Source organism: Cytobacillus sp. FSL R7-0696 (assembly GCF_038006865.1).
In the GTDB taxonomy this organism is placed as follows: domain Bacteria; phylum Bacillota; class Bacilli; order Bacillales; family Cytobacillaceae; genus Cytobacillus; species Cytobacillus kochii.
Map to the genome: position 1 here is coordinate 2,311,088 of NZ_JBBOWA010000001.1, position 15,824 is coordinate 2,326,911.

A 15,824-nucleotide genomic window follows, 5' to 3' on the forward strand; every position below is an offset into this window, starting at 1 on the left:
AAAAACAAGATACCTGTAATAATTTTCTCACTTTTTCGATTTAAGTCTCATTGCTAAGTTTGTTTGATATAATCATGTATTGAATATAATCATTTTGGAGGATAAGTTTTTGAAACAATTACAGCTCGAGAGTTTTTATCAGAATGTGTCAAAATATGTGGAGATGGAAGAATGGCAAAATGTCTATAATATATTGAGTGATCGAATAGATGCATTTTTAATGAAGGAAGAACAATTGCTAGACGAACTTAAGAAAATAGAATCCAAAGATAATGAGATATTTCTTCAGTTAGGTTTATATAAGTTTAAAAGTAATAAACAATTTAAGGTACTTAGTTTAAAAAAATATTTTTTACAGCCAAGTATATATTTGAGAACAAAGGTGCAAATAAGTAAAGTTAAACTAAAATTAAGTAATATCCTTATATGGTATATTAACAGTCTAATAGAATTAAAAAAATATAATGAGGCTAAGATAATAATTAGTAAGAATGCTACGAACCCTTCAGATGAAATACTTACATTAGAGGCGAAGCTTGGTTATTTATTAAACGAGAAAGAGTGGAGTATGAATTGCTATCAAAAATTAATAGCAAACAATGTCAAGTTAATAGAAGAAGATTATGTTAACTATCTCGATATTGCAATAGACGATAATATAGATACTGCATATAAAATGGCTAATCAGGCATATGAATATTATCCGAGCAATGAAAAAATTGCATTATACTTCGTAAAAACATCATTTTTAAAAATGAACTGGAAAGAAACTATTAATAGGTTCGAAGAAGTAAAAAAGAAAATAAATCTTTATAATGAAGTTTTATTAATAGGTAGCGTTACAAACCAAATATTGGGAGATAGTAAACAAGCTGAGAGTATAATGAAAGATTTTCTAACAGCAAATGAAGGAGAGTCCATTTATAAATATGATAAACCCTATCTAAAAGTTAATTTGTTAGATAATGGAGAAAGCAGAATTGAATATTATAAGATGACAAAACAAACTAAAGAAATTTGTTTAACATTCGATTCTATAAATATAACTTGGGATAGAAATCCATTTTCGTTTAATTTTATACAAAAATTTGATTTAGATATTATTGCTTTAAGAAGGAGAACAAAAGATAACTATTATCAAGATTTACAGATAGAAAAGTATCATCTTGCTGTAAGGGATATTTTGAAAGGGTATGATAAAACATTTGCATATGGATTTAGTTTAGGTGCTTATGCTGCACTATATTATGCATCAGAACTAAATGCTAGCATTTTATCCTTGTCTCCTAGATTATCGGTGCATCCAAATTATAATGGAAAGCCTAGAAAAAAGACAGTTTTCACCCATCAATCTTTTTTACCTAGAAATGAGTCGATTAAGCCAATAATTATTTATGATCCAAAGGACCAGTTAGATAATAAATATATAGAGACTAATGTAAAAAAATCCTTTCCTAATGGACAATTCATAAAAACACCTTATTCTGGTCACTCGACAGCACCTTATTTGTTATCAATTGGATTATTAAAGAAAACAGTACAAAGTGTATTCGATGGAGAACCAATTCCTATAATTGATAGAAAAAAGAACTTACACTCATATATATATATTAATGAGTTAGCTTCACATTGTTTAAGGAGAAATAAGTTAAATTGGGCGAAGAAATTAATAGACTACTCCTTATCCTTAGAGCCTGATAAAGCAGATACAAAGGAAATAAGTAAAAAAATTTTACAAAAGATGGCTAAATAAATTTAGCCATCTCAGCTTGTAGACAAAGTCTAAGAATTAGACCAAGTCTACAAGCTTTTTTTGTATAATAGAATGGAATCGATTTTTTGTGGGGGATATAAAATGTTATCAAAACACGTTGAAGATGGAAGAAATCAAATTGAAATGGTTGCGTTGGATCAACTTGTTCCAGATGATCATCTGGTCAGGAAGGTTGAACAATCGATTGACTTTGAATTCATTTATGATCTGGTAAAAGATAAGTATTGCTTAGACAATGGTCGACCGAGTGTTGATCCCGTTGTTCTAATTAAAATGGTCTTCATACAATACCTTTTCGGCATACGCTCAATGCGTCAAACCATAAAGGAAATCGAAACCAACGTGGCTTATCGATGGTTTATTGGCTATGGGTTCACCGAGAAGATTCCTCATTTTTCAACCTTCGGTAAAAACTACGCACGACGCTTTCACGATACAGATCTATTTGAACAAATTTTCTATCGCATTCTAAAAGAAGCGATGACCAAGGGATTGGTCGATCCATCCATTGCTTTTATTGATTCTACTCATGTAAAAGCGAACGCTAATAAGAAGAAATTTGAAAAAAAAATAGCCCGAGTCGAAACGAGATCATATCAGAATCAGTTAGATGAAGAGATTAATATCGATCGTGAGAAACACGGAAAAAAGCCCTTCCCCCCGCAGAATAAAGAAGAGTCAAAAGAAATAAAAGTTAGCACGACAGATCCTGAAAGTGGTTATTACGTAAAAGATGAACGCGAAAAACTATTTGCGTATTCGTTTCATACGGCGAGCGACTCCCGTGGGTTTATCTTAGGGTCACTGGTCACCGGAGGGAATGTTCACGATAGTCGGATGTTGGACAAACTCGTCACTCAAGTCACAGATAAAGTCGGTAAGCCCCATTCTATCGCTGTTGATGCAGGATATAAAACACCACACATCGCTAAATTCTTAATGGACCAAGACATCAGACCTGTTATGCCTTATACACGTCCAAAAACGAAAGACGGATATCTTAGAAAATACGAATACGTTTACGATGAATATTTTGACGCCTATCTATGTCCCGAAGGACAAATTCTATCTTACCGTACGACGACAAGAGACGGGTACAAACAATACGCTTCAAATCCTTTGGAATGTAAAGACTGTCCTCTGTTAGAACGTTGTACGCAAAGTAAGAATCATACCAAAATGATTCATAGACATGTATGGCAGGAGTACATAGAGGAAGTAGATCATTTGAGACATACCGAACGTAATAAAACTCTATATGCGAAACGTAAAGAAACGATCGAACGAGTCTTTGCGGACGCAAAAGAAAAGCATGGCATGCGTTGGACGACCTTAAGAGGTATTAAAAAAGTTTCAATGCAGGCGATGCTTACGTTCGCTGCCATGAATCTTAAGAAATTGGCAAACTGGACATGGCGAGGGTCATGTCCAACCTAAAAAAGAAGAAAAATCTTTGACAACAATAGAAAACCCCACCTTCGCTTAATGCAAAGTTGGGGTTTGTCTACGGTCTGAGATGGCTAAATAAATTTAGCCATCTTCTTTTTTGAGTCAATTTATCTGGAGTAGGTATAAAATCTATGTATTTATAACAGAAAATTAAATAAATAGATTTTAAAATCTTACATTTTATGTTATTGTATTTAACATCATCAACATTGTGAAAAAATAGGTAGGAAAATGTAAAATAAATGTTATAATGTAATCTGATTGTATTTTGATATAGGTATTTATAATTATTCTGAAATAATGTTATGGGAGGATGGATGTGTTTATATGAAGAAAGTTAAAAAGGCCATCATTCCTGCTGCCGGACTTGGAACACGTTTTTTACCTGCGACAAAGGCAATGCCTAAGGAAATGCTTCCAATTGTTGATAAACCAACAATTCAGTACATAATTGAAGAAGCAGTAGCTGCGGGAATAGAGGATATTTTAATTGTTACCGGTAAAGGAAAGAGAGCTATAGAAGATCATTTTGATCATGCTCCTGAGTTAGAGTCAAATTTACGAGAAAAAGGTAAAATTGACATATTAAACAAGGTGCAATTTGCTTCAAACCTAGCTAATATACATTATATTAGGCAGAAGGAACCGAAAGGCTTAGGTCACGCTGTTTGGTGTGCACGCAATTTTATTGGTGATGAGCCTTTTGCTGTCTTACTTGGTGATGATATTGTACAAAGTGAAGTACCATGTATTAAACAATTAATTATGCAATATGAGATTACAGAGAAATCTGTAGTTGGTGTTCAAGAAGTGAATTATAATGAAACAGATCGTTACGGTATTGTTGATCCCAAATCATCTACTGGTAGAATGTATGAAGTAAATGGATTCGTTGAGAAACCAATTAAAGGGTTGGCACCTTCAAATCTAGCTATTATGGGTAGGTATATTTTAACGCCTGAAATATTTGGGTTGTTAGAAAAGCAGAAAGAAGGAGCTGGAGGGGAAATCCAACTTACTGATGCTATTGAGGAATTAAATAAATTAGATCAAACCTTTGCATATAATTTTGAGGGGAAACGATTTGATGTTGGAGAGAAGCTAGGTTTTGTTAAAACGACAATTGAATTTGCTCTTCAGCATAATGAGACTAAAGAGGAATTGTTGGATTTTTTAAGCGAAATACTGAAAGAGCAGATGGTTTCCAGATAGACTTTTGTCCCTCAAATTGAGGGACTTTTAATCTTTATAGGAAGTAAAATAATGATATCAAAAAAGAGGTGTGGGTAAGTGACAGTACCATCTATATCGGTGATATTGCCTGTTTATAATGTAGAAAAATACGTAGATGAGTGTTTTGATTCATTATTACATCAAACGATTGGTTTTGAGAATTTGGAAATAATATTTATTGATGATTGTTCAACTGATAGTACAGCAAGTATTTTACAATCTTATGTTGATAAATATACTAATGTAAAAGTGATTCGATTAGAAGTAAACTCAGGTGCTCCAGGAAAGCCAAGGAACGTAGGAATTAATTATGCACTAGGAAAGTACTCGATTTTTCTAGACCCTGATGATTTTTTGCCAAAAAATGCATATGAAATTCTCTATAATAATGCAGAAAAATATGAATCTGAATTTGTCATGGGTAAAATGGAGAGCTTTAGAGATAGCGATCCAAAAAGAAAAACATGGTTACACATAACATTTAGAGATTATTTAATGAAAAAGAGTTATTACAATGTGAATATAAAAATGGTCCCTTTTTTCTTGCAAGTGAAAACAGGGGTTTATTTAAAATTGGTAAAAACAGAATTTATAAAGAAGAATAATTTAAGCTTTATAGAGGGCATGAAAAATGGGGAAGATAAAATTTATGATATGATGCTTTTTACGAAGGCAGAAAAATTTACATACATACCTGAAACAGTATATATGTATAGGACTAGAGATGATGATGAAAATTTGTCAATGACACAGCAAGATCTAGAATCTACTATTCTAAATGATTGTAAAGCTGCTTTAAATATAAGACCCCTCTTAAAAGAAGATGAATATAAATATTTTCAAATTAACGCATTACGCTCTATCTTTTGGAAACTATTAGATCCTGCGTTTAATTCTCTATCAAAAAAGAAAAGACAGGAGTTATTACTTGAAATAAGTTATGTAATGGTAAGTTATGATTCTAATTTAATAAAGAAATATTTTACATTAGAATATCCAATAGTGAGTTTGTTGCAAAAAGGCGAAATTAACCATGCAATGAATTATATACAAATTCATGTTTCAAGAAAATATTGGTATACAGAAACGAACGCGCTAAAAAAACAGTATGATAGACAGGTAGGTTTTTTACAGAGTAAATCTTGGAAGCTTACTAAAACCTTAAGATTAATCAATCAAAAGCGAAGAAATTTATTTCGTAATATAAACTTTAAAAAATATAAAATACAAGAACGCTAAAAAGTATAAGAAGGATTTATATTATGAGAGTGAATCCATTGAAAAAAAGCCCGGAATTAATTTCATATAAACTAACTAATAAGCTGTTAAGAGGCAGAATCAGTTTACAAATTGAACCTAATACACCGTGTTACTCTATACGCTTGATTTTGAAACAAAGAGAGAATGGTAAAGAGATAAATATAGTTGAATTTAATGATGTAGTAAAAAGGGACTTTTGTTTTAATTTTTGTATGAGGTTAAATGAAGTTGAATGGCAAGTCCATTATTATGATTTTTATATAGAGTTTACAGTTGGGGAAGAAAGTAGCCTTTATAGGCTTAAGGTTTTAAAACCCAAAATAAAGCTAAGAGTACATGGTTTCTTATCAAAGCCCCAAGTTTTAATAAACAAAAAATACCACATATCACCTTATATAACATATCATAGCAACTTATCAATTCTTTTTAAGCAGAAAAAATCATATGAAAGTAAAAAAAATAAATATAAGTGGATTATGGCTTTTATTGTATTTGTTATTTTAAGGCCATATTTAGTAAATAAGAAAATTTGGCTAGGATATGAAAAAAATAGTAATTTTGCACAAGATAATGGCTTCAGTTTTTTTAAGTACTGCTATTTAAATGGCCTGAGAAAAAATTATTATTATGTTATAAAAAAGGAATCTCCCGATATTGGTATAGTTAAAGACTATGATGATAAGGTTATATATTTCATGAGTTTTAAATTTATGCTTTATTTCCTGTCATCTTCTTTATTAATTTCTTCTGAATCAAAAGCTCATATATATGATATTAGATTAAATAAAGGACCAATTAGATTCATTCTAAATAGAAAAGAGCACATTTTTTTACAGCATGGAATTATCGGTTTAAAACAGGTTCACCAAATCTTTAATAAAATGAATAAGAATAGCACAAATTTATTTATTACCTCGTCACGATATGAAAAAGACTTAATTAAAAAATATTTTCGTTATAACGAAAATGAAATAGTGATAACTGGTTTATCGAGATGGGATAATTTAAAATCTAAGACAACTAAAAACATGAAAATATTAATAATGCCCACATGGAGAAGTTGGTTAGAAGATTTATCAGTTGAAGAATTTCTAAATACGGAATATTTTTCTTTATATCATCAATTGATTATTGATATTGAAAGTGAGAGAATTCTCAAAAATAATGATATAGAAGTGGTTTTTTTCTTGCATCCTAAATTCACAAAATATAGCAGTTTGTTTAATGGATATAGACAAATAAAAATTAAAAACTATGAGGAAAATTCAGTTAAAGATGAATTAGAAGAAGCTTCACTTCTTATAACAGACTATTCTAGTGTTGCATGGGATTTTTTTTATTTAAAAAAACCAATCATTTTTTTTCAATTTGATCAAAAAGACTATTTGACAAAGCAGGGGAGCTATTTGAAATTAGATAAAGAATTATTTGGTGATGTTGTCTATAACTCTAACGATGTTTTAACTACGATGCAGTCCTATAGGGAGAACAACTTCCAAGAAAAAGAGAAATTTTCAAAAATGAGAACGGAATTTTTTGAGTATATCGATCAAGATAACAACTCCAGAATATTTTTAGCGATAAAAGATTTCTTAGATAAAAGATGATGTATAGGGGGATATTATGGGTTTATCAATTATATATCTTGGAACTAACCAAGATTATGAGACACCTGATTTCTTAAGAAGCATGGAAAGAAAAGGGCAATTAGAGATTGTTGAGAAGGTAGAGAATGGATCTATTTTTTTAAATGATATTAACACTAGTGATTTGTTATTTTTAGATAGAAATTATCAATTCAATGAGTCAAGGTTTACCAAATTTATAGATAGGGTTTTATCAAAGGATAATGAAGTTTATCAAACCGTGTTTAGTACGTCCCTAGGAGTAAAAACATTTGGTATAGATATAATAAGTCCTAGAATAATTAATAAAGCAGCATTGATTAATAAAGGTATAAATAAAATCAATAAACCTTTACTATGGGATATATATGTTGACTTTTATATAAATACTCCAAGTATATATTATTTAGAAAATGTATTAGAAACTGATCGGCATTATACAGTTGATTTAGCAATTACTGATTTATGCGAATTTATAGATGTTGCTGTATTAAAGGAATCGAAAAATAAAAAATTGTTACAAGTACTAGTACAGGATGTATTGAAAATAATTGATAATAAATATTTTACGGAAGAATTGATAGAAACTAAGCAATTTCTACTTTTGAAAAGTGTTAATTCATTATTCAACATCCTAGAAATAGAAGATATTAAAAAGTGGGGGCTAGAAGGGTACATAGATTTTATTGAACTGGTGAAAGATGGATTTTATGAAGAATCAATATATTATATAAGGATTTTAAGGGGTAAAAGACATTGGTACAACTATTTTGGGTTTCTACAAAAGGAAATTAAATCATATCCAATTGAAGAATCTTTGTCATGGAAAATAACAAAGCCGTTAAGGAGTTTGAGCAAAATATTTTCTGATCTCAAAATTAAAGTATTTAAATTATTAATACTAATGATAAGTTTTGTTTATAAAGTAAAATATATTGGAAACGAAGTCTGGTTAATAAGTGAAAGGGCTGATCAAGCCGAAGATAATGGTTATCACTTTTTTAAATATTGTAGAGAAACTTACCCTAATAAAAAAGTTTTTTATTTAATAAATAAAGACTCTAAAGATTTGGAAAAAGTTACAGAATCGGGGAATGTAATAATACATTCAAGCTTAAGACACTGGATATATATGTTAGTAGCAGATAAGTATATAAGTGCATGGGTTTTTAAAGAGACTTCATTTCCGATAGGTAAAATAAATTTCGATAATCTGTTTCAAAAACAAGTCAAAAAGAAAAAGCAAGTTACACTCCAGCACGGTGTTATAATCCATAATATTGCACCTTATTTGGCAAAAGAAGAGTATCACCAGGATTTATTTATATCTAGTTCTAAGATTGAACAAGAAATAATAAGGGATACACTAGGGTATGATGACACCGAAATAAAGATAACAGGTCTAAGCAGATATGATAACTTATACGATATTGAGAATAAAAATCAAATATTAATCATGCCAACTTGGAGAAGAGCACTTTTTCAATTAAATAAGAGTGAGTTTATTAAATCGGATTATTATAATAACTATTATAGATTAATTAGAAACAAAGAATTTTTGGATGTCATTGAAAAAAATAATATACAAGTTAAGTTCTATATACACAATCAAATGCAACAGTTCTTGGAAGATTTTCAATTCGAGCACCCTAATATTGAATTTTTATCTAAGAATGAAACGGTCCTCTCAGAAATAATTAAAGAAAGTTCATTGTTAATTACTGATTATTCTTCAGTGATGGTTGATTTTCTTTATATGAATAAACCGGTATTATTATACCAGTTTGATCCATACAATAACCATCATGGGCCAGTGAAAGAATTATCCTATTCTGACTTTGGTGAGATCCATACTACCAAATCAGAACTAATACGAAGCCTAATTAGTTATTGTGAAAAGGGGTTTCCCATAGAGAAAAAATATGAGGATTTTTCTAGTGAATTTTTCGCTTATAAGGATAAGAATAATAGCGCAAGGATTTATCAAGCCATTGATAATTTATAAAGGTTGTGTGAGTGAAATCGATGAATACCATTCTTATTAATAGTTATAGATTTACAGAAACTAATAGTGATATATATTTGGAGTTATTGGGTTTTAATTTTAACAAGTCTGAAAGTTTAAATTTATATTTCGTAAAGAAAACAGGTATAAAGTATGCACCTATTGAAAAGCTAAATGTATCTTATGAAATTGATTATAATAAGAATACTTTAATTATCAGTTTAAAAGAGGCGATCATAAATCCTCAAAAAAATATACGATGGAAAATTTGTTGTGAAATAAATGGTGAAGAAATTGATATTTCCCTTAGCTCTTTAAATAATGCAAAATACCATTATAAAATGTTTGAACTTGAGATTAACAATGAATCAAATAAACTTTTTTTTGCTGTTATTAATAATAAAAACAATTTTTATGTTGATTCTTTACTTTATAAAAATGGTTTATTAAGTGGTGAAGTGGCTTTAGAGAAAGAGTTTTCGTATAATCAAAATAGTAGTTTTCATTTTGAATTAAGAAATAGAGAGAATAATAGGGTACTTTGTATTCATGGTCAGCAAATTGAAAAAAGGAACGGAATATTGGCATTTTCATTACCAATCAATATTCCAGATAGTGATTTGGGTTATAAAATATTTGATATTATAATTGTAATTACAGAAATGCAATACACAGATAAATACCAAATGAAAATTAATAACTTAAATGAAATTAACTTTGAATATTATCCATTAGTAAATAATAACTTTTATCTTATCAAGCCTTATAAAACAAAGAGTAATACATTAAGTCTATATTTAAAGGAAGATAGTGTAAAAACAAGTGTAAAAGAAGTGTATTATAACTCTATTTCAGGAAAATTAGAATTAAAAGGTAATATAGTGTCTTTGCAAACTATTAAAGAATGTTCAATTATTATAAAACAGAGAAATATATTTGGGAAAGAGATATCTTATGGATCTGCTCAAAAATTCAAAACTGCTCTTAATGACGAAAATGAATTCTTCTTAGATCTAGATTTAAAGAATGACTTTCCGATAACATTGGCCATAATGAATAATAATTGGGATATATTTATAGAGTTGAAAAATTCAATTAATCATTCTGCTATATATATGATAGATAATTATGAACTAAATGAGCAGGGAACTTTCAATTACTTTGAATTAGATGAGTTTAAGAAAATTAAACCGTATGTAAATAAATCAAAAAAACTCTCACTTTATGTTTCTAAAAAGGTTACCCCAAGCATTAAAGTAGCAATATTAGGAACATGCTTTAGTAGGAATCCATTTAATTCTATGAATTATTTTAATCCGGATTATAAAGAAAATTATAAAGTGGTATTTACCCAATTTCACTCATCTTTAATAAGCTTAATGTCAAAGCAAATAAAAATAGATTTATCTGTAATAGAAAATTTAAAAGAATCTATGAAACCATTTATTCGTAGGGACTTCGATAAGACATTTTTTACGGATTTAAGAGAATCAGGTGCAGATATTTTTATACTGGACCTTGATATAGATGCTACCCATAATTGTTTAAGAGTAGGTGAGGATAAATATCTTACTCTATCATATATCTTGGCGCAAACTGATTTTCTAAATCAAATGAAAGGTAACGTAGAGTTAATTACTCATGATAATGAAGAAAATTTCTTTGAATTGTGGAAGAAAGCTGCAGATCTATTTATAGAAGAATTATTGACTATTTTTCCACCAAATAGAATATTTCTCACTTCTGGTCGATATGCCCAAGAATATCTTGATTCAAACAGAGTAATCAGGGAATTTCAGGACAAGGTTTATATAAAAGAAAGAAATTTATTCTGGGATAGGCTAGATAATTACTTTATTAGTAGAATACCAGGCGTGAATGTAATTGATTTAACAAAAACAAATTTTATAGGAGATGAACTTTACCCTTTAGGGAATAAAGCAGAACCTCCACACTATGAGTCAGGTTATTATAAGGAGTTTATGAAATATTTAAATGAGAAGTTAATTAAAGTTATAAATTAAACAATTATAAAAAAACCGAGAGGAGCACTATACTTGGCCAAGAGTGTCATTAAATACTTCAGTCGCAAAGTTCCTTTTATTAAACAACCTATACGTGATTATATTAAGAATGAACGGTTTAAGATTCGCGCGAAGTATAATTATTATGTGAATCATTTAAAAGTGGAAGATCGAGTGATTTTGTATGAGGCATATCATGGTAAAAGTTTTACGTGTAATCCATTAGCTATTTTTTTAGCGTTTGAAAAAAGAACTGATTTCGATCAGTTTCTTCATATTATAGTTGTGAATGAAACCGATTCTTTTGTAGACACATTACCAAAAAGAAAAAATATAAAATTTGTAGCAGTAGATGATGATCTTTATTTAAGATACTTAGCTACTGCTAAATATCTAATTAATAATACGTCCTTTCCTTATTATTTCATTAAACGAGAAGGTCAGGTATATGTGAATACATGGCATGGGACACCCCTTAAGACGTTAGGAAGAGATATTAAACAAGCGGGCATGACTGATCATATGAATATCCAGCGGAATTTATTACAAACGGATATATTGGTTAGTCCTAATCAATTTACATATGAAAAACTATTGTCTTCACATGGTATTTACGAAATTTTTCCAGGATGGGTTGCTGATATTGGTTATCCTCGTGTCGATCGAACGTTAGCTGCTTCAAGTAAGGATATATTATCTCAGTTAGGGGTAACGAGTGGAACTAAGGTGATCTTATATGCCCCAACGTGGCGGGGGACGGTAGGAAATGAGGCAGATATGAGTGAGCAACTACTTCAGGATGTCCTCCATTTAAAGAGGGAATTAGGCAGTGACTATACTGTATTATTGAAGTCTCATTATTTTACCTTTAAGTACTTTGAGGAAAACCAAAAACAAGAGCTATGTGTACCAAATGGCATGGACACAAATTTATTGCTATCAGCAGTCGATATTTTAATAACTGATTATTCTAGCATCTTTTTTGACTTCTTACCGACAGGGCGTTCAGTCATTTTCTATGGAGATGATATTGAACAATATAGTCATGAAAGAGGATTCTACCTCCCGATTGATCAATTACCTGGACTACTCACTCAAAAGCTAGAAGAAGTGATTGTGCATATTAAAAATATCGACTTAGAGCAAGAGAAATATAATGAGAAGTACAAAGAATATCAAGAACAGTTTTGTTATAATGATGATGGCCAGGCTGCTTCAAGACTGTTATCAATCTTAGTAGACAATGAACAAAAGCATTTAATCAAAACGGAAACAAAAAAAGAGAAAATTATTATGTATTGCGGAGCTTTCTATAATAATGGTATAACGATGTCTGCTTTAACCTTATTAGATGCGGTTGATTATGATAAATACGAAGTGGTTGTCATAGAGAATCCGAAAGGTTCTGAAGAAAAATGGGTAAATATTAAAAGAGCTAATCCTAATGTTCATTTTATTTATCGACCTGGGGTTCTCGGTAGAACAGTTCTTGATAGCTATAAACATCAATGGATCTTGAATCGTGGTGTCAGTGGACAAATTGTAGAAAAGGTACTACCGGCACATTTATATTATAATGAGTTTCGCCGGTTAGTTGGAGACGTGAAATTTGATCATGCAATAAATTTTGGTGGTTATAATGATTTTTGGAGTCTCCTATTTGCCTTTTCGCGAATAAAGAATAAATCTATTTATCTTCATAACGATATGATGGAAGAATTTAATAAGAAAATCAAAGGAAAATTTAAACATAAAAAGAATCTAAAAGTGATTTTTTCTATTTATAAATATTATGATAGAATCATCTCAGTAGCAGAATCGACACACGAAACGAATATGAAAAACTTAGAGCAGTTAGTACCAGATAGTCACAAAAAAATGACATATGTTAATAATCTTGTTGATAGTAACCGTGTGAAGACACTGATGAATCAATATGATTATATCGAAGTGAACGGGAATAATTATCTTGTTACGGACCAATTAGCAGAGTCTGTTAAGTTAACTATTCAAGGAGTCATAGCTCCTGAAGAGGTAGATGTAAACTTTGTCACTGTTGGTAGACTTTCACCTGAAAAGGGTCATGAAAAATTAATTCATGCATTTTGGGCTTTATACCAATATGATCAGCATATTAAGCTTTATATCGTTGGGGAAGGACCACTAAAAGAATCATTGCAATCTCTTATTAAGAAGCTAAAAATGAATGATCGCATTATATTGGTGGGACAATTATCTAATCCCTTTGCTCTTATTAATCAGTGTGATTGTTTTGTTCTTTCTTCAAATTATGAGGGTCAAGGACTCGTTCTACTCGAAACATTGATTATAGGTAAACCGATTATAGCAACAGATGTAACAGGTGTTAGAAGTGTCCTTAAAGAAGGCTATGGTGAGTTAGTAGAGAACAATCAAGAAGCATTGGCTGAAAAGTTAATTCAATTTGTTGAGCGTTACCGACAAAAATGTTTACCTAAGAGAAGTTCATTTCATGATGAACAATATAATCAAGAAGCCTTAAACCAATTTTATGGTAAAGTACTAGGGAAATCATTATAATATTGTTATCGGCAATGTAAGGGAATTATTCATCTTTTAATTCCCTTTTTATTTTTGCTCTGTCGCAACAGAAAATGACAATTTCATCATTCAATGATAAAATATTTTCTCGGGGAGAGTAATTCATTGTTAAAAGAAAATTAAAGGCACGGAAAGGAAAAACGCATGCGTTCTGTAGTGACAGTTTTAAAAGAACAAATCAAAAGTTTTTATTTAGTTAGACGCCTTTCTGTTTATGAAATGAAAAGTGCGAACAGAAACAACTATTTAGGGATTCTATGGGAAATTATAAACCCTATGATTCAAATTGCGATTTATTGGTTTGTGTTTGGCTATGGGATATTTAAAGCTGTTGGTAGACCTGATGTAAAAATGGGTGATGGGGATGCTATTCCTTATTTTTCATGGATGTTATCAGGCATAGTCGTTTGGTTCTTTATTAATCAATCGATCACAATGGGCTCGAAATCGGTTTATTCGAGAATTAAGATGGTATCCAAAATGAGTTTCCCAATGAGTGTCATACCTACCTATGTGATTTTTGCAAAGCTTTATCAACATTTAATGTTACTAGTTATTGTACTCATTATGTTCCAATTTATGGGTTATCCAATTTCTGTATATTATATACAATTACCTTATATGATGTTAGCGACCTTAATATTCTTGGTTTCGCTATCACTGATCACCTCTACTATTTCAACAATTGTACGTGATTTTCAAATGGCTATTCAATCAGTAGTGAGGATTCTCATCTATGTATCACCTTTCTTATGGCCACCATATGAACTTGAGCCTGAGATTGTGCCAACATTAATGCAGCTGAACCCGATTTATTACTTAGCAGAAGGATATCGTGCGACAATCTTAGGTCTAAATTGGTATCCATTTGTGAATTGGGAATATAGCCTTTATTTCTGGGGAATTACTATACTATTATTTGTCGTTGGTTCGATTTTACATGTGAAATTTAGAGATCGCTTCGTAGACTTTCTATAAGATGGATGTGAATTATGGAACATTCAGTTGTTTTAAACAATATAACGAAAAAATATAAAATGTATGATGGTAATAAGGAAAAGTTATTAGATATTTTATTACCGAAAAGTTATGGTGAAGATTTTTACGCGTTGCAAAATGTTAGTTTTACAGCTGAAAAAGGTGACGTTGTTGGATTTATTGGAGTGAATGGTTCGGGTAAATCCACTCTGTCCAATATCCTTGCCGGCATTATCCCACCTACTACAGGTGAGGTAACCATAAATGGGAAGACGGCATTAATTGCTGTCAATTCAGGTTTGAATAATCAATTGACCGGGCGCGAAAATATCGAATTAAAATGTCTGATGCTCGGTTTTAGTAAAGCGCAGATTAAAGAGTTAGAACCGGAAATTATTGATTTTGCTGATATAGGTAAATTTATTGATCAACCGGTCAAAAGCTATTCCAGTGGGATGAAATCACGTTTAGGCTTTGCTATTTCTGTAAATATTGATCCGGATATATTAGTGATTGATGAAGCACTTTCAGTCGGTGATCAGACATTTGCCGATAAATGTTTAGATAAGATGAATGAGTTTAAAGCAAAAGGGAAAACAATTTTCTTTATTAGTCACTCGATTGGTCAAATGAATCGTTTCTGTGAGAAAGCACTTTGGCTGGAGTATGGTGAAGTGAGAGAGTTTGGGCCGATTAAAGAAGTCATGCCAAAATATCAGGCTTTCTTAAAGGAATATAAAGCGATGAGTGCTTCTGAGAAGCGTGCCTTTAAAGAAAAGGCAATGAAGAAGCAAGCAGGACTTGTTACAAATTAAATAAATGTTTATGAAGAGTGAGGCTAAATTGATTTTTAGCCTTTTTTTCTTTGCAAAATTTGGTATAGTAAAAAGGACTAA

9 protein-coding genes and 1 pseudogene are annotated in these 15,824 nt (G+C 30.5%); all 10 read left to right on the forward strand.

Translation table 11 applies throughout. The annotated features are described in order from the left end of the window. Nucleotides 1–109: 109 nt before the first annotated feature. Entirely contained in the window at nucleotides 110–1,753 is a 1,644-nt protein-coding gene (locus MKX29_RS11945) for a hypothetical protein (RefSeq protein ID WP_341105669.1), read from the forward strand. Between the two features lie 102 nt (nucleotides 1,754–1,855). Further along, nucleotides 1,856–3,211, forward strand: coding sequence for an IS1182 family transposase (locus tag MKX29_RS11950; RefSeq protein WP_191817413.1), 1,356 nt, complete (start codon nucleotides 1,856–1,858; stop codon nucleotides 3,209–3,211). Between the two features lie 339 nt (nucleotides 3,212–3,550). Beyond that, nucleotides 3,551–4,435, forward strand: a complete 885-nt coding sequence (galU, locus tag MKX29_RS11955; protein WP_341105671.1) for a UTP--glucose-1-phosphate uridylyltransferase GalU — start codon at nucleotides 3,551–3,553, stop codon at nucleotides 4,433–4,435. A 78-nt stretch (nucleotides 4,436–4,513) separates the two neighbouring features. Beyond that, a complete protein-coding gene (locus MKX29_RS11960) occupies nucleotides 4,514–5,695 on the forward strand; it encodes a glycosyltransferase family 2 protein (RefSeq protein WP_341105673.1) in 1,182 nt (393 codons plus the stop codon). A 23-nt stretch (nucleotides 5,696–5,718) separates the two neighbouring features. After that, nucleotides 5,719–7,323, forward strand: coding sequence for a CDP-glycerol glycerophosphotransferase family protein (locus MKX29_RS11965; RefSeq protein ID WP_341105675.1), 1,605 nt, complete (start codon nucleotides 5,719–5,721; stop codon nucleotides 7,321–7,323). 16 nt (nucleotides 7,324–7,339) lie between these two features. After that, nucleotides 7,340–9,346, forward strand: a complete 2,007-nt coding sequence (locus tag MKX29_RS11970) for a CDP-glycerol glycerophosphotransferase family protein (RefSeq protein ID WP_341105677.1) — start codon at nucleotides 7,340–7,342, stop codon at nucleotides 9,344–9,346. 20 nt (nucleotides 9,347–9,366) lie between these two features. After that, on the forward strand, nucleotides 9,367–11,370 hold the full coding sequence (locus MKX29_RS11975) for a DUF6270 domain-containing protein (protein WP_341105679.1): 2,004 nt from the start codon (nucleotides 9,367–9,369) through the stop codon (nucleotides 11,368–11,370). Nucleotides 11,371–11,403: 33 nt separating this feature from the next. Next, nucleotides 11,404–13,929, forward strand: a complete 2,526-nt coding sequence (locus MKX29_RS11980; RefSeq protein WP_341105681.1) for a glycosyltransferase — start codon at nucleotides 11,404–11,406, stop codon at nucleotides 13,927–13,929. A gap of 165 nt (nucleotides 13,930–14,094) precedes the next feature. Next, nucleotides 14,095–14,928 (forward strand): ABC transporter permease, encoded by an 834-nt coding sequence (locus tag MKX29_RS11985; protein ID WP_289434674.1) that lies wholly within the window; start codon nucleotides 14,095–14,097, stop codon nucleotides 14,926–14,928. Nucleotides 14,929–14,942: 14 nt separating this feature from the next. Beyond that, a pseudogene (tagH, locus tag MKX29_RS11990) lies at nucleotides 14,943–15,728 on the forward strand (teichoic acids export ABC transporter ATP-binding subunit TagH); the annotation flags it as partial. Nucleotides 15,729–15,824: the final 96 nt, after the last annotated feature.

Excerpts from the sequence above, each read along its gene's own strand:
- MKX29_RS11975 (WP_341105679.1), top strand. The coding sequence starts at position 9,367 with ATGAATACCATTCTTATTAATAGTTATAGATTTACAGAAACTAATAGT.
- MKX29_RS11985 (WP_289434674.1), top strand. The coding sequence starts at position 14,095 with ATGCGTTCTGTAGTGACAGTTTTAAAAGAACAAATCAAAAGTTTTTAT.
- MKX29_RS11950 (WP_191817413.1), top strand. The coding sequence starts at position 1,856 with ATGTTATCAAAACACGTTGAAGATGGAAGAAATCAAATTGAAATGGTT.
- MKX29_RS11965 (WP_341105675.1), top strand. The coding sequence starts at position 5,719 with ATGAGAGTGAATCCATTGAAAAAAAGCCCGGAATTAATTTCATATAAA.
- MKX29_RS11970 (WP_341105677.1), top strand. The coding sequence starts at position 7,340 with ATGGGTTTATCAATTATATATCTTGGAACTAACCAAGATTATGAGACA.
- galU (WP_341105671.1), top strand. The coding sequence starts at position 3,551 with ATGAAGAAAGTTAAAAAGGCCATCATTCCTGCTGCCGGACTTGGAACA.